Source organism: Ekhidna sp., assembly GCF_965247405.1.
Taxonomy (GTDB): Bacteria; Bacteroidota; Bacteroidia; order Cytophagales; family Cyclobacteriaceae; genus Ekhidna.
Genome location: NZ_OZ252014.1, coordinates 2,385,493 through 2,406,822 on the forward strand (window position 1 = coordinate 2,385,493; position 21,330 = coordinate 2,406,822).

Genomic DNA, 21,330 nt, shown 5'->3' on the forward strand with positions numbered 1-21,330 from the left:
ATTATGAAGCGTCCCAACAAGAAGGAAACGAAAAAGCCGGCTGAAATTCGATTGAATCGATACATCGCTAACGCAGGCGTGTGCTCCAGAAGAGAGGCTGATAACCTGATTGCGGAGGGGAGAATTAAGGTCAACGGCAAAGTGAAGACCGAGATGGGTTATAAGGTTAAGCGTACCGATACAGTTGAGTATAAGGGAAGAAAGCTTAAGTCTGAGACCCATCAGTACATTCTATTGAATAAACCACGGGGTTTTGTCACTACTACTAAGGATCCCCATGCCAAGCGGACGGTAATGGAGCTAGTGGAGAAGGCATGTGAAGAGCGAATCTACCCTGTGGGTAGGCTGGACAAAGAAACAACTGGTCTATTGTTATTTACCAATGATGGTGAAACAGCAAAGAAACTCACGCATCCATCGCACAAAGTCAAGAAGATTTATCAGGTTGAGCTGGATAAGCCAATAACTAAGGCAGATTTTGATTCCATATTGAATGGGGTGGAGCTAGACGATGGACCGGCTGTTGTAAATGAGATGGCCGTTCTGGGAGAAGATAATAAAGTTCTTGGTGTGGAAATCCATATTGGCCGAAATCGAATCGTGCGAAGAATCTTTGAGCACCTTGGTTATGATGTTAAAAAGTTAGATCGAGTGATGTTCGCCTCACTGACAAAGAAAAACCTACCCAGAGGAAAATTCAGACACCTCAGCCCCAAAGAAGTAATGGGCCTGAAGGGCATTAAATAGCTCTTCACTAAAATCTTTGCGAAATTTTCAATAATGTAGGTGAAAGTGGACTCTCTTTTAGAAAAGAGGGTGTAGTATTATCCAATAAATGGATGATTTGCAAAAATCAATCAAAATAAGGATTATTTTGTACCCAGACTTATAGTTAATTCAGTAAATAGGTACTTTTATAGTTTAATTTTAATCCATTTTTGCTATGAATTACCAATTCAGGAAGAAATTACCAGCTTTTTTAATCATTCTTTTACTTCCCATGCTAAGTTTTTCCCAGAATGGGGCTGTTGATACAGGTAATACAGCCTGGATGTTAATGGCGACTGCATTGGTAATGTTGATGACACCAGCTGGACTGGCGCTCTTCTACGGAGGCCTTACTCAACATAAAAGCGTGCTCAATACCGTGGGGATGAGCTATGTTTCCTTCCTGATCGGCACGCTGGTGTGGGTGATCATTGGCTACTCGCTCTCTTTTGCCGATGGTAATGGTTTCATAGGTGGACTGGATTATGTTTTGTTAAAAAATATTGCGATAACTGATATAGTCGATGGAGCAAATATTCCAAAAATATTGGATGTGGCATTTCAGGGAACATTCGCGGCTATTGCGGTGGCTATTGTAAGTGGATCGGTCATTGAACGTATCCGGTTCTCGTCATGGATCTGGTTTGCTATTTTATGGATAGTAGTAGTGTATGCACCTATCTGTCACTGGGTATGGGGTTCCGAAGGATTTCTTCATGGAGACCTGGACTTTGCGGGAGGAACGGTAATTCATATCAACGCAGGAGTTTCAGGGCTGGTACTCGCACTTTTAGTTGGCAGAAGAATGAATCTGCATGAAGAGCGGAAACCTTCTTCTATAAAATTTATGATTTTAGGATCAGCTCTTCTATGGTTTGGTTGGTTCGGCTTTAACGGAGGTAGTGCTTATGGAGCAAATTTTCTAGCGGCAAATGCGCTCATGGTGACCAATATTGCTGCGTGTACCGCTGGGGTTGTTTGGTTAATCATCGAGATGGTAATCATCAAAAAACCTACCCTGATTGGTGTGGCATCCGGGGCTATATGCGGGTTGGTTGGTATTACACCAGCTGCAGGATTTGTAAGCGTACCTGGAGCACTTGTGATAGGTATTATCAGCAGTGTTGTAGGCTACCTGGGAGTTGTAAAACTTAAAGCATATTTCGGTCATGATGATACGCTGGATGCTTTTGGTATGCATGGGTTGGTGGGAATCGCTGGCGCACTACTTACCGGGGTTTTAGCAAATCCCGCGATTGACCCCTCTGGAGTTGGAGCACTTTATGGTAATCCAGGTCAGCTATTGATACAATTAAAATCTGTAGGTGCTACCATCGTGTATTCCGCAGTTGGGACATTTGTTGTTTATAAAATTGTAGCACTCTTTACAAAAGGTGCTCGAATCACAAAGGATCTGGAATTGGAAGGAATGGACATTGGATATCATGGTGAACAGCATATCACCATTGAAAGAGAAATGGTAACTGACCTAACTTAAAAGGAACCCCGAAAGGGGTTTTTTTATTTATTTAAAAATCTGTTCACCGCTTCTGCAGCTTTTCTTCCCTCAGCGATAGCCCAAACAACAAGTGATTGGCCTCTTCGCATGTCGCCAGCTGCAAATACTTTTTTGCTGCTGGATTGAAAGTTTTTGGTTGAGACATTTCCACGTGAGTCAAGCTCCAACTTAAGCTGAGAAAGTAAGCCTTCCTTTTGCGGGTGAACAAACCCTGCCGCAATGAGTGTCAGCTGTGCTGGAATGATCTTTTCCGATCCTGATTGCTCCTTCATTTTACCATTTTCAAAAGCCACCTCAACCACTTGTAGTCCCGTAAGCTGACCTTTTTTACCCTTGAATTCCTTAGTCATGATCGCCCATTTGCGATCGCACCCTTCCTCATGGGATGTTGATGTCCGGAGCACCATAGGCCACTCAGGCCAGGGATTGTCCTCAAGTCGCTCCATTGGGGGTTTGTCCATGATCTCTATTTGGGTGATCGATTTAGCCCCCTGACGGTTGCTAGTACCAACACAATCTGAGCCTGTATCACCACCGCCAATGACCACTACGTCTTTACCCTCCGCTGAGATTTTATTCTTGGGTGATTGACCTGTGGCTACTTCTCTATTTTGTTGTGTGAGAAATTCCATTGCAAAATGAACACCCTCAAGATTTCTTCCAGGAATGTCTAAATCCCTTGGGATGGTGCTCCCCCCGCATAAAACAATGGCATCAAAAGTCTTATCCAATTCTTTGGCAGTAATGTCAAAGCCAACGTTCACTTTTGTTTTAAAGGTGATCCCCTCTTTTTTTAAAATGGATACCCGACGTTCTACGATTCGCTTTTCCAGCTTAAAATCCGGGATTCCATATCGCAGCAATCCTCCAATAGCTTCATCACGCTCGAAAACGGTCACAGAGTGCCCGGCTTGATTTAATTGATCCGCTGCAGCAAGTCCGGCAGGTCCTGAGCCGACGATCGCTACCTTTTTGCCTGTTGAGAGCGTCGGTTTCCTTACTTTTTCCAAGCCTAATTCAAACCCCTTTTCAGCTATGGATTTCTCAATATGCTCGATAGTTACAGGAGGTTGATTAATGCCTAATACACAGGATCCCTCACAGGGGGCAGGACAGATCCTTCCGGTAAACTCTGGAAAATTGTTTGTGGACTTGAGTATTTGCCATGCTTCTTCCCACTCCTGATTGTAGACGGCATCATTGAAGTCCGGAATTTTATTTCCTAGCGGACAACCCGAATGGCAAAATGGCACGCCGCAATCCATGCATCTGGCAGCTTGTTCCTTTGTTTTCTCCTCCGGAAAAGTGTACTCGAATTCCGTGTATGATTTTACACGTGCTTGAACATCCTCCTTTGAAGGAAGCTCTCGGGTATATTCTAAAAATCCTGTTGGTTTTCCCATACTGCTTATTTAATAAACGGGTGTCATCGGAATTTTTGATTTCTTCTTATCCAAAATGTCCTTGTATTTGACAGGAATCACTTTTACAATGTGATTGAGGTGACGTTCCCAATCGAGTAAGATTTCCTGTGCTAGGCTACTTGCTGTATGTCTGATGTGGTTGATAATCAGCCAGCGTATATGCTGAACATCCGACGGATCCAGCGTGTCGAAAACCACCATTTCCATGTTGCAGCGCTCCCTCAGTTTGTTGGCTGTATCAAGTACATAAGCAATGCCACCACTCATGCCTGCTCCAAAATTCTTCCCTGTTTCACCCAATATTAGTACGGTTCCCCCAGTCATGTACTCACACCCATGATCACCAACACCTTCCACCACAGCACGTGCGCCGGAATTTCGTACTGCAAATCGCTCCCCGGCTATCCCGTTAATGTAGCACTCACCACTTGTTGCTCCATATAATGCTACGTTTCCAATGAGCGTATTTTCCCTTGCATGAAAGCGAACATTTCTCTGAGGATGGATGATAATTCTTCCCCCTGAAAGGCCTTTTCCCACGTAATCATTCGCGTCTCCTTCCAAGGTAAACTTGATCCCCTTGGCCAGAAAAGCTCCAAAGCTTTGACCAGCAGATCCTTTGAACTTGGGTTTTATCAAGCTTTTTGAAAGTCCATGCTCACCATATTCCTTAGAAATGATGCTGGAAAGGATGGCACCTGTGGATCGATCAGTGTTCTTGATCGGATAGTCATATGCAGCTACAAATCCATTTCTAACTTCATCTTTAATGTCCTCCCAAACTTCATAGTCCAGTGCATCTGAAAGAAGATCTTGTTGTTTACGCGAGTTGTAACGGGTATCTCTTGTTTGCTCAAAGTGAAGCACTTTAGAAAGGTTCAATCCTTTTAAGTCCTGATCCTTAATTGTAAGTCGATTACTCTGTCCAACCATCTCATTGATGGTCTTAAATCCAAGCTCTGCCATGATTTCACGTAGTTCCTGGGCCATGAAATAGAACAAATTGATCACATGTTCCGGGTCACCGGAAAACAATTTTCGTAATTCCTCTTTCTGAGTGGCGATTCCCACAGGACAGGTGTTTAGATGGCATTTACGCATCATGATACACCCTTCTGCTATTAATGCGGCTGTAGAAACACCCCATTCCTCTGCACCAAGTAGGGTGGCAATAGCAATGTCTCGGCCTGTCATCATTTTTCCATCCGATTGGAGCACCACCCGACTTCTGAGGCGATTTTTGACAAGCGTCTGCTGGGCTTCCGAAAGCCCCATTTCCCACGGTAGACCCGCATGGCGGATCGAACTTAAGGGAGATGCCCCTGTTCCTCCATCTGCTCCGGAAATGAGAATTGCATCAGCGAAACCTTTGGCTACTCCAGCAGCGATGGTACCCACGCCTGCTTGGGAAACAAGCTTTACATTGATTCGGGCGTCAGGGTTGGCGTTCTTTAAATCGAAAATGAGTTGCGCCAGATCTTCAATAGAATAAATATCGTGATGCGGAGGAGGTGAGATCAGGTCTACTCCAGGAGTAGACATTCGAACCTTGCCGATCCATTCATTTACTTTATGACCGGGAAGCTGACCACCTTCTCCAGGTTTTGCTCCTTGAGCGATTTTGATTTGAATTTCATCCGCATTATTAAGGTAATATGAAGTTACGCCGAACCGACCGGAGGCCACTTGCTTAATTCTTGATTTTTCCGAATCACCATTTTCTTTCTGCTTAAACCGACTTACATCTTCTCCTCCTTCTCCGCTGTTACTTTTCCCTCCAATGCGGTTCATCGCTATTGCGAGTGTGGTGTGTGCTTCATGAGAAATAGAGCCGAAAGACATTGCACCTGTGGCAAATCGTTTAAGTATGTTTTCGACTGACTCTACCGAATCGATTGGGATTGAATCCTTGTATTTGAAATCAAGCATATGCCTGATGTAAAAGGGATCTTCAGGCTGATTGATTCGGGAGGCATAGGTCTTATAAAGCTCATAATCTTTCAGCTTAGTTGCTTTTTGTAGCAAATGAACTGTTTCCGGATCGATCAGGTGACGTTCCTCATTCCTTCGCCAACTATAGATCCCACCGTGAGGCAGATCGGTATGTTGTTGAAAAGCATTTGAATGGTTGTTTCGGATATTTTCTTCAAACTGAGCAAATGAACTGCCTCCAATTCGTGAGATGGTTCCTTTAAAACATTTATTGATGACCTCATCTGATAAACCGATGGCTTCAAAGATCTGGGCCGCTTGATAGGATTGAAGTGTTGAAATGCCCATTTTAGACATGATTTTGAGTAATCCTTTACCAATGGCCTCTGCATAGTTATCCGATAACTTGTCGAAATCAAGTTGTTTTTTTTCTGCTTGCTCCTTTATCAGACTAAAACTTAGATAAGGCATCACGGCACTGGCACCATATCCAATCAGAGTTGCAAAATGATGCACCTCAACCGCATCTGCCGCATGAACAATCAGGCTGGTGTGCGACCGGAGTTTTTTATTGATTAAATGATGTTGAATAGCCCCGGTAGCCATCAGTGAAGGAATTGGCAATCGACCTTCTGAAATATTTTCATCAGAAATGATCAAAATTTTAACGTCCTCACGTGCTGCTTTCTCAGCTGCTTGGCATAGCTTATTTATCCCTTTTTCCAAGGATTCAGAGATTGAAAAAGTGCAATCAAGAATCTGATGATTAAATCCCTGATTTTCCAACTCCAGCACTTTTTGATAAGTCTGTGGTCGGAGGATTGGACGGGTGATATGAATTTGATGGCAATGCGAAGGTTCCTCGGTTAAAATATTGTTGCCTTTTCCTAATCGAGTGAAAAGGGACATTACCAGCCGTTCCCTGATCGGGTCTATTGGAGGGTTACTTACCTGAGCAAAAAACTGCTTCAAATAATTGGAAGGGTGCTGTGGAAGATTACTTAGCGCAGCAATGGGAATTTCCAAGCCCATACTGCCGATGGGTTCTTTGCCTTCTTCGCACATGGGCATTAGTATCCGATCCACTAGTTCTTTGGTCCAGCCATTTGCCAGGAGATATGACTGATATTTATCAGCGGGTAAAAAATTGATGTCTGAAAATGGTCCGGGTAGAAAACGCAGCTTTATGCGATGCTTTTTAATCCAGTCGGTATATGGTTTGGATCTGGATATCTCTTCTTTGATTTCCTGATCAAACCGAACTTGTTGATTGTCAAGATCGGCAATGATCATTTTTCCCGGCTGCAGCCTCCCTTTTTGCTTGACCAGTTTTTGGTCGATCGGGAGTGCACCTGTTTCGCTGGAAACAATGAGTCGATTGTCATAGGTAATTGTATACCTGCATGGACGTAAGCCGTTCCGGTCGAGTGTGGCTCCAATTATTTCCCCATCTGTGAAACAAAGTGCGGCCGGACCATCCCATGGTTCCATTATAGAGGCATTGTATTTGTAAAAAGCCTTGGTCTTTTCGTCCATGCTTTGGTTGTACTGCCAGGTTTCAGGTACCAGCATCATTAAAGCATGGGGTAGTGATCTGCCGGCCATAACCAACAATTCAATCAATTCGTCGAGGTTGGCAGAATCTGAAAAAGACGGGTTACAAACGGGAAGGAGGTGTTCAATTTCTTTTTTAGTGAAATATGGAGATTCAAGCAATGCTTCTTTGCTTTTCATCTTATTTACATTTCCCCGAATTGTATTTATTTCTCCATTATGCGCTACATATCGGAAAGGTTGAGCCAAGCTCCATTTCGGAAAGGTATTAGTGGAAAATCGTGAGTGAATGATGGCGAAGGATGATTTGTAATCTTCATTCTGAAGATCCAGGTAGTATTTTTTTAACTGATCTGTTCTTAGCTGGCCTTTATAAACAATCTTGTAACATGATAGCGACGAAATATAGAATTCATCATAGGCTGGTGTCATATGATGTGTCGCATACTTGCTGAGGACGTACAGTTTTCGTTCGAGTTCCCGCTCAGCAAGTTCTCCATGTTTTAGAAAGAGTTGTATTATTATAGGCTCATTATCACGAGCAGAGGGACCGACATGAAGGCTGTCAACCGGAACGGATCTTTTGGCAAAAACCTCAAAACCGAATGATTTGGCAACCGAATTGAATTCATCAAGACACTCTTCCCATTGTGGTTTTGGCAGGAAGAGCATACCCACACCATAAGATCTGGGGGTGAGTTTAGCCTTATGTTTGGAAAGTTCCTGATCGAAGAGATCGTATGGAATCTCAGTCATTATCCCTGCGCCATCTCCGGTTTCTGGTTCGGCACCCACACCTCCACGATGCTCCATATTTTCAAGCATAAGAATAGCATCATCTACCGTTTTGTAGTCTCGATTACCCTTGATATTAGCGATGAATCCTATCCCGCATGCATCATGTTCTAGTGAGCTGAGATACATTCCCTCCATGCATTTATATTTTGAAATAAACTTCAAAATAACGAATAATGAATGGAAATTTTAAATATTAAAGGCTAATCATTCGGTTATTGGAATTATTATCAAAATATTATAAAATATTGAATTATTCGTAATTATAGTGCCGATGGAGAGGCTTTAATTACAAATTTCAAAATGAGTCTATCCCATGAATTTTTGAATGTAATCAATGATTGAGTCATTGGCCATGATCTTGTAATGGCCTAACCCTTTTACGTGAACGAAGGACGCATGAGGCCATGCAGCTTCGAGTTCCTCTCCTTTATCAAATGGAATTACCTGATCGTCTTCACAATAAAAAAGATGTGTATCGATGTTCTTAAGGTCATTTGCCTTAAGTCGTAAATCGAAGTAATCAATGGAGTGATGGTATTTTTCTTTTAACAAGCCACACATCGCATGATAGACAGACTCGTTGCAGCCTACATCATCGATGATATCTTTAAAAAAGTATCGGATATAAGGAGGAGCTGCGATAACAAAAAAATGTTTAGGTTGAAATGAGGACCCCAGTTCACTTAGTGCAATTCCAGAAGCAAGCGCACCAATGGAGTGTCCAATTACAGTTTCATAAGGACCATTCTTAGCAATGTGATTTTTTATAACATCTCGAAATTCAGGCATTGCGGTATGTCTTCCCTGTGAGTTTCCATGTGCTCGCATATCAATTGCTTCAACCTGATATCCTTCTGCAACAAATTTCTTAATCATACGTCTAAAATCAGCTGCTTTTGACCTCCATCCATGACAAAGCAAGACTTTAGGTCCGGAGGAGCCCCATCGATAATACTTAATCAAATCACCTTTATAACTGGTTTGTGACACTTGTGCCTCACTTAGTATCTGTCTTTGTGGGTCAGTGTAACCGACTCTCCCAGGCATTGTGAAGTAATGCCATATAATCGCAGCTGATTTCTTTGCAGATGCGTGCTGAAGAAGTCCAAGTCCCTTTTTAATTATTTCAACTTTCCAGTTAGTTTTAGGCGGACGCTCAGCAGGCCGGCTAATGTCTTCACCTTTTATTTCTATGTGAGTAATCATAACTTTAATATACCAATCGGTATTTTAATGAATAAATTTTTTTAACTACTTATTTCTTTAATCTGCTTTAGTACAAACTTTTTTACAAAGTCATAGGATCTGTTATCCCCTTCAATTCTGGAAACAGAGATGGCCCCTTCGATGGTAGCATAAAAGAAGTTTGTGAACTCTTCTGCATCTACATCACGTTTAATTTGACCTTCAAGGATTCCTCGATTGATAATTTTTTTGACTGAATCTTTTAATAAGGCTATCGAGCGAATGACTTTAGACCTTAAGAATGGAAGACTATCGTCTGCTTCTATTGAGGAGTTTAAAACAGGACATCCACCCGGGATCGGAGGATTGTTTAAGTATTCTTCATAAAAATCCATTATGGCCACCAACTTGTCTGGAGCGGTTTTCTCTGCGCTTACTCTTTTAGCAATAGCTCCCGCTACAATTTCAACCCCCCGCTCAAATGCTGCAGTGGCCACTTCATCTTTATTCTTGAAGTTACCATAGATAGCACCCTTCGTAATTCCAGTTGCTGCGGTAATGTCAGAAATAGAAGCTGCATTGTATCCCTTGGTATTAAAGATTGGCAATGCTTTTTCTATTATCAACTGTTTGGTATGTTCTGGATTTCTAGCCATAATGCAAATATACCGATTGGTATATTAATACGAAAGCTAATTTAAAAGGTTTCTAAAATAGTATGCATGCATACTAAATTCCTAAATTGATTTTATCTTCGGGTTCGATTAGAAGAAAAGCTGAATTTGGTAGCTTTATGAGTGATAGAGCTGAAGGGTGGGTATAGAAATAAAAAAGCCACCCTTAAAGAAGGATGGCTTGGGTGGTGCTGAGTGGATTCGAACCACCGACTCACGGATTTTCAGTCCGATGCTCTACCAACTGAGCTACAGCACCAAATTTTGGGTTGGCAAAAGTAGGTATTTCTTTGAAAAGGCAAAATTTAAATTGAAGTTCGTAGTAGGAATTTTTTAAAGCATTATGGAATATATCCCTCAAATCGTTTTTGTACTGGTTGCAGGGTTCTTCGGTTTCCTCATTTTCAGAAGAGTCAGGCGTATTTCCAGTAATATCAAATTAGGTAAAGAAGTTAATCTCACAGACAACAAAAGTGAGAGATTAAAGAACATGGTTTTGGTCGCTTTTGGTCAAAAGAAAATGTTCAAGCGTCCGATACCGGCATTTTTACACCTGCTTATATATGTAGGGTTCATTTTGATCAATATCGAAGTGTTAGAGATTGTAATTGATGGCATTTTTGGCACGCATCGAATTGCTGCACCATTACTTGGAGACCTGTACACCAGCATGATTAATTTCTTTGAATTTTTGGCAGTAGGTGTTCTTTTCTCATGTGTGATCTTTTTGATTAGAAGGAACGTACTCAGAATCAATCGATTTAAGAAAATTGAGATGGTTGGTTGGCCTGCCTTAGACGCTAATCTGATTTTGATTATTGAAATATTGTTGATGGTTGCCATTTTAGGAATGAATGGGGCAGATCAAATTCTTCAAAGCAGAGGTGCAGATCATTACGTCCAGACTGGTTTGTTCTATTTCAGTTCAGCAATGTTTGGGTGGCTTGATCAGTTTGACACAGGTACATTAGTTTTCATTGAAAGAGCGGCCTGGTGGTTTCATATCGTGGGAATTTTTGCTTTCGCTCTCTATGTCACATACTCTAAGCACTTGCACATTTTCATGGCATTCCCGAATACTTATTATAGTCGATTAGATGCAAAAGGGAAGATGACCAATATGGGTGAGATCACCAACGAGGTGAAAATGATGCTAGGCATGCCGGTGGAGGGTGATAATGCCCCACCACCAGAAGGCATGAGGTTCGGAGCAAAAGATGTAAATGACCTTACCTGGAAAAATTTGATGGATGCTTATGCGTGTACAGAATGCGGGAGATGTACCTCGGAATGCCCTGCAAACCTGACAGGAAAAAAACTTTCTCCCAGAAAGATTATGATGGATACGCGGGACCGATTGGAAGACGTGGGCAAAAATGGATTGGAAGATGGGAAATCATTGCTCGGTGATTACATCACCAAAGAAGAAATAAACGCTTGCACCAATTGTAATGCATGCGTTGAAGCATGTCCGGTAAATATTAATCCCCTGGATATTATACTCCAAACTCGAAGATATGTGGCCATGGAGGAGTCTGCAGCACCTGATTCTTGGAATATGATGTTTCAAAACGTAGAGACAAATTTTGCGCCATGGAAGTTTGGAGTACAGGATAGATTTAATTGGTCTAACGAATTAAAAGAAGGAAAATGAGTGAAATACAAATACCAACAGTAGCGGATTTAGCAGCAAAAGGTGAAAAGCCAGAAGTGCTTTTTTGGGTGGGCTGTGCCGGATCTTACGATGATCGATATAAAAATGTCACCAAAGCGTTTGTTAAAATCCTGAATAAAGTGGGAGTAAATTTCGCAGTGCTAGGACCTGAAGAAACCTGTACAGGTGATCCGGCACGAAGAGCTGGAAATGAGTTTTTATTTCAAATGCAGGCCATGTCCAACATTCAGGTGCTGAATGGATATGAGATTAAAAAAATTGTGACTGCATGTCCGCACTGTTTTAATACTATCAAAAACGAATATCCTGAGCTCGGTGGAAATTACGATGTAATACACCATTCACAATTCCTTCAGGAGTTAATCAATGATGGAAAAGTAGAATTGAAAGGAGGGGGTGAATTCAAAGGCAAGAAGATTACTTATCATGATTCATGTTTTCTTGGCCGTGCCAATAATGTTTACTCAGCTCCTCGTGCCGTTTTAGAAGCATTGGACGCAGAGTTAGTGGAGATGAAAAGGTGTCGGACAAAGGGTCTTTGCTGCGGCGCTGGAGGCGCTCAGATGTTTAAAGATGCGGAACCGGGCAACAAGGAGATCAACATAGAACGTACGGAGGAGGCATTGGAAACCAAAGCCGAAACCATCGCAGTGGCTTGTCCATTTTGCATGACAATGATGTCTGATGGGGTCAAAAACAAGGAGAAAGAAGATTCTGTCAAGGTAAGGGATCTTGCGGAACTCATTGCTGAATCGGAGGGTTTGGATTGATATGTTGATTCCATTTGAAGAAATGCCCGACAATGCCCGGTTATGGATATATCAGGCTGAGCGTAACTTGAAAACAGAGGAGGTTCGATTTGTAGAGGAAAACACCAAAACTTTTCTGAACCAATGGCAAGCCCACGGTCAGGATTTGAAAGCTTCATTTTCAGTAGAATATGATCAGTTTTTGATCATTTCAGTAGATGAGTCTTTTAGCCAGGCTAGCGGATGCAGCATTGACGCTTCCGTTCATTTGATCAAAGCTTTGGAAAACGAGCTAAAAATATCCTTTATGACCACTAGTCAGGTGGCATTTTTGAAGGATGAACAAATCAATCTCTATCCATTCAATCAATTGAAGGCACAGGCCGAGGGGCAAGTAATCACCCCGGAGACGTTGGTTTTTGATAATACGGTACAAAATGTAGCTCAATTTAGAGAAGGGTGGCTAAAAGAAAGTGGAAAGACCTGGGTAAAAAGGTACTTTTCATAGGGCTTTTGGTTCGTTTCTTGTTTCAGGTTTAGCTAATTTCGGAAAAATCATCTGGACAAGAATTTCGTTATTTCTATATGCGATTCATTCAATATTTTCTAATTGTACTTTTCTTTTTCGGTTGTTCACTTGAAAAAAGTATGAACAATGCAGAGTTTGATGCGGTTATAGCCAAGCTTGGAGACTCACCGGAGAAAAACTCCGTGGAAGAAAACGTAATGGTTGGAGACGCATACCGTAAATCCAATCGATTGGTAGAGTCTATCCCTTTTTATGAAACAGCAATTAAAGAGGGTGGTGCGCCCGAAGAGTCGAATCTTTATTTGGCGCAGGGTCTGAAAGTGCAACAAAACTATGCGGAAGCGGAACGAATTCTAAACAACTACCTTCCAAGGGCAAGAGACGAAAAGACGAAGAAATTAGCCGAGAAGGAACTGCAAAATCTGAGAAAGATTGATGAATTAAAAGAAAAGGAAAGCTATTATCGGGTTAAAAATTTGGAAGATATAAACACTGAGAAAGCGGAGTATTCTCCGGTCTTTAGTCAGAATTATTTGTATTTCACCTCCAATCGTGAAGGAGGAAAAATCTACCGAACAACAGGCACACCTTTTACTGACATCTATCGTGTAGCTAGCCGGGGAGCCAATGTCAACCTCAGCACGCTTGATGCTTTAGATCCTATCATCAACCATGTAGATACAAACGAGGGGTCAGTTGCTATCTCACCAGATGGATCATCGATGATCTTTGCTAAAGGAAACGACGGGAAAGCCAAAGGATATAGCGAGGTGAATTTGTTTTTTACAAGATATCGTAACGGTCGATGGTCAGAGCCTGTACCGCTTTCTATCAATGTGGCGGAAGCATGGGATTCGACTCCAGCATTTTCTCCTGATGGTACAACTCTTTATTTTTCATCCACCAGGCCGGGAGGTTATGGAGGTGCCGACTTATACCAGGCTAAAGTGAATAGAAGAGGAAGGTGGGTTGATGTTAGGAATTTGGGTCCTGAAATAAATACACCTGGAGATGAGATGTTCCCATATATAAGCGAAGATGGGAGTTTGTATTTTTCTTCTGATGGACATGCAGGTTTTGGGAAACTGGACATGTTTAGAGCAGTTCGCGAAGGAGGTCATGTTACAGTCACTAACCTTGGGAAGCCGATGAATTCCTCTGCGGATGATTTTGGTCTGTTTCAGTATAATCTGACACGAGGCTTTTTTACTTCGAACCGTCGAGGAGGAAAAGGGGATGATGACATCTATACGTTTATTAATGATGATCCTGATTTGAAAGTTGTGAACTACTTCCTAACAGGCGTTACCATGACTACCGACGATGGAGGAGAGGAGATCGTTCTTCCGAACACAAAAGTTTCGTTGACTGCTGATAATGGAGATGTTTTGGATGAGGCTTTTACAGGAGCCGGTGGAAAATTTAACTTTAGAGTATATCCGGAAGAGCACTACGATCTGATAGGTGAGAAGACCGATTATTTCACAGTTCGGAAAGATTTTACAACAGTAGGTAAGACGGTAAACAGGGATACGCTTACTGAATTCATCACAAATGTTACATTCAAAACCAACATAATGATGGATCCAATTGTGCTGGAAAAAGCAATTGTTTTAGATAATATTTATTATGATCTGGACAAAGCAAATATCCGCTCTGATGCGGCGCTTGTTTTGGATAGTCTTGTTCAAATAATGAATGATAACCCTGAGATTTATATAGAGCTCGGTTCACACACTGATAGTAGGGCAGATGATGATTATAACATGAAGCTTTCTCAACGAAGGGCACAATCTGCTGTTAGCTATATTATTAATGAAGGAATCGAATCAGATCGAATTGTTGCTAAAGGATATGGGGAAATCCAACTTTTGATCAAGAATGCAAAGACAGAAGAAGAACACCAAAAGAATCGACGTACTGAATTCAAGGTGCTTAGATATAATCCGCGAAACAGAAACGATGATCTTCCACCCGATGAACCCGTTGATGAATATGATCGATTCTTCAAGGATTCGGGCGATGGAAACGGATAAACGGTTTTCTTTGCAAATAAAAACAGAAGTATGACTGATCGGTACGCACAACGAGGCGTTTCAGCAGACAAAGAGGATGTTCACTCTGCAATCAAAAACATAGATAAAGGACTTTTCCCGAAGGCATTTTGCAAGATCGTAGAGGATATAAGCGGGGATCCCGAGTATTGTACCATTATGCACGCCGATGGAGCCGGCACTAAATCGTCACTTGCTTATCTATATTGGAAAGAAACAGGAGACTTAAGTGTCTGGAAAGGAATTGCTCAGGATGCAATCATCATGAATGTTGACGACCTGCTATGCGTAGGCTGCACGGATAACATTCTTCTGTCTTCTACCATTGGGCGAAATAAAAATCTTATACCCGGTGAGGTGATTTCGGAGATCATCAATGGAACAGAGGAAGTACTTCAAATGCTGCGTGACAATGGAATCAATATCAAATCTACGGGAGGTGAAACTGCAGATGTGGGGGATTTGGTAAAGACCATCATCGTTGATAGTACAGTTACTGCTCGAATGAAACGAATGGATGTTATCAATAATGAGAACATCCAGGCTGGTGATTTTATTATCGGCATGTCTTCTTCTGGTCAGGCTTCCTATGAAAAGGAGTATAATGGTGGCATGGGGAGTAATGGATTGACTTCTGCTCGGCATGATGTCTTCAATAAAACCTATGCTGAAAAATATCCGGAATCGTTTGATTCAGGTGTTCCCTCAGAATTGGTCTACAGCGGATCAAAGAAATTAACAGATTCTGTAGAGGGATCGCCCTTAGATGCAGGCAAGTTGGTGCTTTCTCCCACAAGAACCTACGGGCCGATCATTCAGTCGATTCTGAAAGAGATGCGATCCGAGATCCACGGGATGATTCATTGCAGTGGTGGCGCTCAAACGAAAATTCTCCACTTCGTTGATAACCTTCGAATTGTTAAAGACAATATGCTGCCCATACCACCATTGTTTCAGATGATCCACGAGGAGAGTGGGACAGACTGGAAGGAGATGTACAAGGTATTTAATATGGGCCATCGAATGGAAATATATGCTGCCGAAGAGTCAGCAGATGAAATTGTAGAAATTGCCCGGTCATTTAACGTGGACGCCCAGGTAATTGGAAGGGTTGAGCCTTCTGAGAAAAAAGAGCTCATTATTCGATCTGAACATGGTGTTTTTGAATACGAATGAAAAAGTATTATTCAGAGCTTAGCGATAAAAGAATCACTTTACTCCCTCTGACCGCTGATCATATTCAAGCGATGCGTAGGCTGAGTGCTGATCCGGGTATATGGACCTGGTACACCGAAGATTTGACACATCCCGATGCTTTGGAAAAGTGGATGACCAAACGTTTGGCAGAATCGAATCTTGGAGATAAAATGTCATATGCAGTCCAGTTGAATGAAACAGGAGAAATAGTCGGATCATCTAGCTTTGGCCATATTGATTGGGTGGAGAAGGGAATCGAGATCGGATGGACCTGGCTTGGAAAAAAATTTATTGGATCAGGTATCAATAAGCACATGAAATATTTGATGCTTAGTCATGCTTTCTCTAAAATGGAGATAGAACGCCTGGAACTAAGGACAGATGAATTAAATGTAAGATCCAGAAGGGCAATGGAGAAAATCGGGGCGAAGTATGATGGAACACTGAGAAGCCATCGCACAACTCAAGGAGGAAAAAGAAGGAATACTGTGATATACAGCATCTTGAAATCTGAATGGCCTGACATCCGTAAAACCATCTTCAAAGAGTTTTAAATGGAAGCGTTTTTAATCATCTTATCCATTTTGCTTATCGCTGGAGGAATTATTTTTTCCATTCTTCCTCCACTGCCCGGGCCGCTATTAACCTATGGGGCATTGATCTGCACCCACACCGTATCCAATGATACTGAGTTTAGCAGCACATCATTTATTATTTGGGCAATCATTGGAGTTATTATTTTGGTAGCTGATTATGTATTGCCTGTGGCTGCTACTAAGAAATTTGGTGGTACAAAAGCCGGCGTTGTTGGAGGGATGATCGGCATGGTCGCTGGAGTGTTGCTACCTATTCCTTTTGGGATAATTCTAGGACCGCTTTTGGGAGCTATTATTGGAGATCTTTACGGTGGAAACAGGATTAAATCAGCGTTTAAATCTGGTTTTGGATCATTTCTTGGTTTTCTGGCTGCTACCGGACTCAAGTTGCTCTATTCAATCATTTTGGGAGGAATCATTGCCTGGAAGGTTGGTGGATTCACGGTTAGAGCGATCGTTGAAATGCTTTAAATTAGAGTCACACTGATTAGTCCAGCTAATATGATTCCGTCAACGTAATTTTTCAGAGTCTTAAAGTCTTTTATTTTATCTGCTTTGGTAAGTTTATAAGCCATCCATAGAATGATAAGAAAGACACTAAAAAAGAAATATCGTAGATTCCAATTGGGAATTGACCATAGGTAATAACTAAGCATCCCCACTCCAGCTAATCCAGCTAGGTAAATAAATGTTTTAGCACCTCTTATTCCCCAGACGATGGGTACGGATTGATACCCAAACTGACCCTCCCCTTTAGCACTTATGATGTCTTTGATGCTTTCACGAATAAAGATGGTGACACACCCAAACATGGCATATGCAACTACTAGGAGACTGAATTCCTTAAAATAGATCATAACGAGCAGGAGCGTGAGGCTGGTAAGAAATGAAATGGTAAGCGTCCCCAGAAGAATCCAGCGCTTTAAAACAGCACTATAAGTCCATAACGCGCCTGCAGAAAAAATATGTACAGCTCCAATAATAGGATCAATCATAAAGCCAATGCCAATCCCTGAAATAGTAAGTACAACATGTGCGAAGAGAGCCAACCTCCTTCGTAAGGTTGTTCCTACCACTACACTATTTGGTCTATTAACCATGTCGATTTTTTGATCGAAGTAGTCATTGATAATATATCCCGCCGCTCCAATCATCCCGGTGCTGAGGATGAACAAAATAAATCTTGGCTTCATCAACATCCAGGAGGGCATATTTAGGAGAAAGTAGGCTGTAATAAATTGAGCGAGAAGAATAATTACTAGGTTTTTAAGCCTTATTATGGATAAAAATGCTGCTATATGTTTGATTTTAAGCATTATATATCTTCAAAAACAGATTAATTAAAATTAATTGTTGCATTAACATCATTTTGATGACTGGCTTTGTAATCATGTTAAGGTTTATTAACATTGGGAGCTTAAAATTAGAGCTTAAATAGCTCTTATATGTTAAACCTACAATCTACTAAGTATGAAGAAGTTACTACTAATGGGTTGTTTGTTGTTATCATGTATAATGGTATGGTCGCAACAAAGAACAGTAACTGGTAAGGTGACATCAGAGGATGATGCCACTACTTTGCCAGGTGTTAATGTGTTTCTAAAAGGTACTACCACGGGGGTGGTGACAGACCTGGATGGAAACTACAGAATTTCAGTACCAAGCGATGGAGGAACATTGGTTTTCTCTTCAATTGGTTTTGCTACTACAGAAATTGAGGTCGGATCTAGATCAACAATTGATGTGGTAATGGGTGCGGATGTGCAGCAACTAAATGAAGTTGTAGTAACGGCACTTGGAGTTTCTCGCGACAAGAGAGCTGTTGGCTATTCTGTTCAGCAAGTTGATGCAGAAGAACTCAGTCAAGCCAAAGAACCAAACATCGTAAACGCCCTTCAAGGACAGGTTGCAGGTGTTCAAATTCAGGGTTCTCCGGGTACACTCGGTGGTTCTTCCAGAATTACAATTCGAGGCTCAAATTCATTCTTGGGTGAAAACCAGCCTCTTTTCGTAGTTGATGGAATGCCTATCAATAATGACAACTACGCATCAAACTCTCAGCAGTCTGGTTTTGGTGGTGGTGCTTACGATTACGGTAACGCTGCTTCTGACATCAACCCTGAAGACATTGCTTCAATGTCTGTATTGAAAGGTGCTGCTGCTACTGCACTATACGGTACCAGAGGTGCAAACGGAGTAATCTTAATTACTACTAAGTCAGGAGCTAAGTCTAAAGGACTTGGTATTGATGTGAGCTCAGGTGTGACTTTTGACAAAGTTCAGAATCTCATTGAGCATCAAACAAAGTATGGTGGTGGTGCTGTATTGAGTACTCCATCAGGTTTCTCTGAATTTACAGAAAATGGTACTACATACTATTCTCCTGTATATTCAAAAGACGGTGCTTGGGGACCAAAATATGATCCAAATATGATGGTTCGTCATTGGGACTCATGGGATCCTCAATCTCCAAATTATGGAGAAACTCGCCCGTGGGTAGCTCCAGCTAATGACTACTCTGAGTTTTTTGAAACAGGTGTAACACTACAAAACTCTGTTGCTGTTAGTAAGGGAAATGAGAATGGAAGCTTCAGACTGAGCTATACAAATCTTGATCAGTCTGGAACAATGGCCAACTCTAACCTTCAGCGAAATACATTCAGCATCAACACTCAGTACCAAATCACTGATAAGCTTAATGTATCTGGAGCGGGTAGTTTAGTGAAGCAAAATGCGAACGGCAGAAACGCAACAGGTTACTCTAATAGTAACCCGATGCAAGGCTTTACTCAGTGGTGGCAAACTCAACTGGATGTAACCAGACTTGAGAACTATAAAAGAGAAGATGGAACCCAGTATACGTGGAACCCAACAGGAATTACTACAAATCCTGATGGCTCCTTGAAGAGCTTTAATCCGGCTCCATACTTTTTTGACAACCCATATTGGGTAAGAAATGAGTTCTTGCAAGAAGATACTAGAGATAGATTCTTTGGAAATATTGCATTATCATATGAGTTGATGGAAGGTTTGAAGGTTTCCGTTAGAGCAATGACGGATGGTTTCACTTTCAAATCAAAAGAGGGAATTCCTAATGGTGGAGTGGATCAGTCTTTCTACTCTGAAACTTTCAGGACTTTTAGCGAATCAAACTATGAAGCGAAAGTTACCTATGAGAAAAATCTTAGTGAAGCCGTTTCAATTAATGCAATGGTTGGCGGTAACTTGATGTATCAGCAAAGAAAGAGAACAACCGCTGAAACTAATGGAGGTTTAGCGCTTGATGGCTTCTTCAATATTGCAAATGGTATCGGAAGTCCTGTGATCACTACAAACGAGCAGGAGAAGAAAATCAACTCTATTTTCGCTCAAACTTCCGTTGGTATTTACTCTACTGTATTTGTGGACCTTACCATACGTAATGACTGGTCTTCAACATTACCAACAAGTGATAATTCTTATTTCTACCCTTCAGTAACTACCAGCTTTGTTTTCACTGAGCTTCCAGCATTGCAGGGTAATGAAATATTGTCATTTGGTAAGTTAAGAGTAGGATACGGTTTTGCAGGGAATGATGCCGATCCATACAGACTGGCTAATGTGTATACACCCGTTCAGCCAAACTTTGGCTCGAGCCCAAGATATACGGTTCCTAATAGCCGAAACAACCCGAATCTGGTAAATGAGTTAACTGAGGAATTTGAAGTTGGTTTGGAGCTTAATTTTTTCCAGAACAGAGCTGGCTTAGATATCTCCTACTATGATAGAACCACTTCAGAGCAAATTTTCTCAGTAGCTTCATCTTCTACTACAGGATACACATCCAGAGTGGTTAATGCGGGTACCATGAAAAATAGTGGTCTTGAGATTTCCCTACGAGGTACACCAGTATCAGCTGGAGACTTTACATGGGACGTGAATTTCAACCTTGCTACTTATAACAACGAAGTGGTTGAGCTTGCAGAGGGTGTGGATAACATTGTTGTAGGCTCTACTTGGGCAGCTGATGTAAGATTGCAAAAAGGAGATCCGTATATGGCGATTTATGGTCAGGATTTTCAGCGAAATGACGATGGGCAAATCATTGTTGGAAGCAATGGCATTCCATTAGTTGAAGCAGACAGAAAATTCTTAGGTTCTGCGATTGCAGATTTCACTGGAGGCTTAAGAAACTCCTTCAGATGGAAAAATATCTCAGCAAGTGTCCTTATTGATTTCCAGAGTGGCGGTGCTATGCACTCTACATCTCTTCAGTGGGCGGCATATTCAGGAATGTCTCCTAAGACTGCTGAGGGAAGCATCAGAGAAGAGGGTATGATTATTAATGGCGTGACTGAATCTGGTGAGCCAAATACGGTAGCCGTTGATCCTCAGAGATATTATCAGAGTATCTGGAGAGTAGCTGCACCTAATGTGTATGATGCTTCATTTATTAAGCTAAGAGAAGTGAGACTGGGTTATACCCTACCGAATAGCGTTTTAGGAAACCTTCCGTTTAGAGATGTTTCTCTAGCTGTTTTGGGTAGAAACCTGGGAATTCTTTATAGTGAGATTCCTTATTTGGATCCTCAGGCTGTAACTGGTACAGGAAACAATCAAGGTCTTGAAAATGCACAGGTTCCTACAACCAGATCAATTGGTTTCAACCTAAGCTTCAAACTTTAAAATTTGATAGA

General features: G+C 41.6%; 15 protein-coding genes and 1 tRNA gene. 10 read left to right on the top strand and 6 right to left on the bottom strand.

Annotation, left to right across the window (positions count from 1 at the left end):
- Window positions 1-3: 3 nt before the first annotated feature.
- Window positions 4-747: a pseudouridine synthase gene (locus tag ACP14Y_RS10835; RefSeq protein WP_424962976.1), complete on the top strand. Its 744-nt coding sequence runs from the start codon at window positions 4-6 to the stop codon at window positions 745-747.
- A gap of 196 nt (window positions 748-943) precedes the next feature.
- Entirely contained in the window at window positions 944-2,266 is a 1,323-nt protein-coding gene (locus ACP14Y_RS10840; RefSeq protein ID WP_424962977.1) for an ammonium transporter, read from the top strand.
- Between the two features lie 23 nt (window positions 2,267-2,289).
- Here the strand turns inward: ACP14Y_RS10840 and ACP14Y_RS10845 are convergent, their stop codons facing one another.
- The 5 genes from ACP14Y_RS10845 to ACP14Y_RS10865 all read right to left on the bottom strand — a co-directional run bounded on the left by ACP14Y_RS10845 (window position 2,290) and on the right by ACP14Y_RS10865 (window position 10,113).
- Window positions 2,290-3,690 carry a glutamate synthase subunit beta gene (locus ACP14Y_RS10845; RefSeq protein ID WP_424962978.1) on the bottom strand — a complete coding sequence of 467 codons (1,401 nt, stop codon included), beginning with the start codon at window positions 3,688-3,690 and terminating at the stop codon, window positions 2,290-2,292.
- A 9-nt stretch (window positions 3,691-3,699) separates the two neighbouring features.
- Window positions 3,700-8,130: a glutamate synthase large subunit gene (gene gltB, locus ACP14Y_RS10850; protein ID WP_424962979.1), complete on the bottom strand. Its 4,431-nt coding sequence runs from the start codon at window positions 8,128-8,130 to the stop codon at window positions 3,700-3,702.
- Window positions 8,131-8,301: 171 nt separating this feature from the next.
- The gene (locus ACP14Y_RS10855; protein WP_424962980.1) at window positions 8,302-9,201 is read right to left on the bottom strand and encodes an alpha/beta fold hydrolase; all 900 of its coding nucleotides are present in this window, start codon (window positions 9,199-9,201) and stop codon (window positions 8,302-8,304) included.
- Between the two features lie 41 nt (window positions 9,202-9,242).
- Window positions 9,243-9,836 carry a TetR/AcrR family transcriptional regulator gene (locus tag ACP14Y_RS10860; RefSeq protein ID WP_424962981.1) on the bottom strand — a complete coding sequence of 198 codons (594 nt, stop codon included), beginning with the start codon at window positions 9,834-9,836 and terminating at the stop codon, window positions 9,243-9,245.
- Between the two features lie 204 nt (window positions 9,837-10,040).
- A tRNA-Phe gene (locus ACP14Y_RS10865) sits at window positions 10,041-10,113 on the bottom strand.
- Between the two features lie 84 nt (window positions 10,114-10,197).
- Here ACP14Y_RS10865 and ACP14Y_RS10870 point away from each other — a divergent pair.
- From ACP14Y_RS10870 to ACP14Y_RS10900, 7 genes are all read left to right on the top strand, one after another.
- Window positions 10,198-11,508 carry a 4Fe-4S dicluster domain-containing protein gene (locus ACP14Y_RS10870; RefSeq protein WP_424962982.1) on the top strand — a complete coding sequence of 437 codons (1,311 nt, stop codon included), beginning with the start codon at window positions 10,198-10,200 and terminating at the stop codon, window positions 11,506-11,508.
- Window positions 11,505-12,299: a (Fe-S)-binding protein gene (locus ACP14Y_RS10875; RefSeq protein ID WP_424962983.1), complete on the top strand. Its 795-nt coding sequence runs from the start codon at window positions 11,505-11,507 to the stop codon at window positions 12,297-12,299. Before ACP14Y_RS10870 ends, ACP14Y_RS10875 begins: the two co-directional genes overlap by 4 nt.
- A gap of 1 nt (window position 12,300) precedes the next feature.
- Window positions 12,301-12,786: a hypothetical protein gene (locus ACP14Y_RS10880; protein WP_424962984.1), complete on the top strand. Its 486-nt coding sequence runs from the start codon at window positions 12,301-12,303 to the stop codon at window positions 12,784-12,786.
- Window positions 12,787-12,926: 140 nt separating this feature from the next.
- On the top strand, window positions 12,927-14,843 hold the full coding sequence (locus tag ACP14Y_RS10885) for an OmpA family protein (protein ID WP_424962985.1): 1,917 nt from the start codon (window positions 12,927-12,929) through the stop codon (window positions 14,841-14,843).
- 30 nt (window positions 14,844-14,873) lie between these two features.
- Complete coding sequence (locus ACP14Y_RS10890; RefSeq protein WP_424962986.1) at window positions 14,874-16,037, top strand: AIR synthase related protein; 1,164 nt, start codon at window positions 14,874-14,876, stop codon at window positions 16,035-16,037.
- Window positions 16,034-16,612 (top strand): GNAT family N-acetyltransferase, encoded by a 579-nt coding sequence (locus ACP14Y_RS10895; protein ID WP_424962987.1) that lies wholly within the window; start codon window positions 16,034-16,036, stop codon window positions 16,610-16,612. The genes ACP14Y_RS10890 and ACP14Y_RS10895 overlap by 4 nt, the downstream gene beginning before the upstream one ends.
- The gene (locus tag ACP14Y_RS10900; protein WP_424962988.1) at window positions 16,613-17,125 is read left to right on the top strand and encodes a DUF456 domain-containing protein; all 513 of its coding nucleotides are present in this window, start codon (window positions 16,613-16,615) and stop codon (window positions 17,123-17,125) included.
- Here the strand turns inward: ACP14Y_RS10900 and ACP14Y_RS10905 are convergent.
- A complete protein-coding gene (locus tag ACP14Y_RS10905) occupies window positions 17,122-17,970 on the bottom strand; it encodes a geranylgeranylglycerol-phosphate geranylgeranyltransferase (RefSeq protein ID WP_424962989.1) in 849 nt (282 codons plus the stop codon). The genes ACP14Y_RS10900 and ACP14Y_RS10905 overlap by 4 nt on opposite strands.
- 154 nt (window positions 17,971-18,124) lie before the next feature.
- Here ACP14Y_RS10905 and ACP14Y_RS10910 point away from each other — a divergent pair, with 154 nt between their 5' ends.
- Window positions 18,125-21,319 (top strand): SusC/RagA family TonB-linked outer membrane protein, encoded by a 3,195-nt coding sequence (locus ACP14Y_RS10910; protein ID WP_424962990.1) that lies wholly within the window; start codon window positions 18,125-18,127, stop codon window positions 21,317-21,319.
- The last annotated feature ends 11 nt before the right edge of the window (window positions 21,320-21,330 follow it).

Bases quoted from the DNA above. Each gene is read 5' to 3' on its own strand.
- ACP14Y_RS10840 (WP_424962977.1), top strand. From the start codon at position 944: ATGAATTACCAATTCAGGAAGAAATTACCAGCTTTTTTAATCATTCTT.
- ACP14Y_RS10880 (WP_424962984.1), top strand. From the start codon at position 12,301: ATGTTGATTCCATTTGAAGAAATGCCCGACAATGCCCGGTTATGGATA.
- ACP14Y_RS10905 (WP_424962989.1), bottom strand. From the start codon at position 17,970: ATGCTTAAAATCAAACATATAGCAGCATTTTTATCCATAATAAGGCTT.
- ACP14Y_RS10855 (WP_424962980.1), bottom strand. From the start codon at position 9,201: ATGATTACTCACATAGAAATAAAAGGTGAAGACATTAGCCGGCCTGCT.
- gltB (WP_424962979.1), bottom strand. From the start codon at position 8,130: ATGGAGGGAATGTATCTCAGCTCACTAGAACATGATGCATGCGGGATA.
- ACP14Y_RS10875 (WP_424962983.1), top strand. From the start codon at position 11,505: ATGAGTGAAATACAAATACCAACAGTAGCGGATTTAGCAGCAAAAGGT.
- ACP14Y_RS10895 (WP_424962987.1), top strand. From the start codon at position 16,034: ATGAAAAAGTATTATTCAGAGCTTAGCGATAAAAGAATCACTTTACTC.
- ACP14Y_RS10885 (WP_424962985.1), top strand. From the start codon at position 12,927: ATGAACAATGCAGAGTTTGATGCGGTTATAGCCAAGCTTGGAGACTCA.
- ACP14Y_RS10870 (WP_424962982.1), top strand. From the start codon at position 10,198: ATGGAATATATCCCTCAAATCGTTTTTGTACTGGTTGCAGGGTTCTTC.
- ACP14Y_RS10900 (WP_424962988.1), top strand. From the start codon at position 16,613: ATGGAAGCGTTTTTAATCATCTTATCCATTTTGCTTATCGCTGGAGGA.
- ACP14Y_RS10860 (WP_424962981.1), bottom strand. From the start codon at position 9,836: ATGGCTAGAAATCCAGAACATACCAAACAGTTGATAATAGAAAAAGCA.
- ACP14Y_RS10835 (WP_424962976.1), top strand. From the start codon at position 4: ATGAAGCGTCCCAACAAGAAGGAAACGAAAAAGCCGGCTGAAATTCGA.
- ACP14Y_RS10910 (WP_424962990.1), top strand. From the start codon at position 18,125: ATGAAGAAGTTACTACTAATGGGTTGTTTGTTGTTATCATGTATAATG.
- ACP14Y_RS10845 (WP_424962978.1), bottom strand. From the start codon at position 3,690: ATGGGAAAACCAACAGGATTTTTAGAATATACCCGAGAGCTTCCTTCA.
- ACP14Y_RS10890 (WP_424962986.1), top strand. From the start codon at position 14,874: ATGACTGATCGGTACGCACAACGAGGCGTTTCAGCAGACAAAGAGGAT.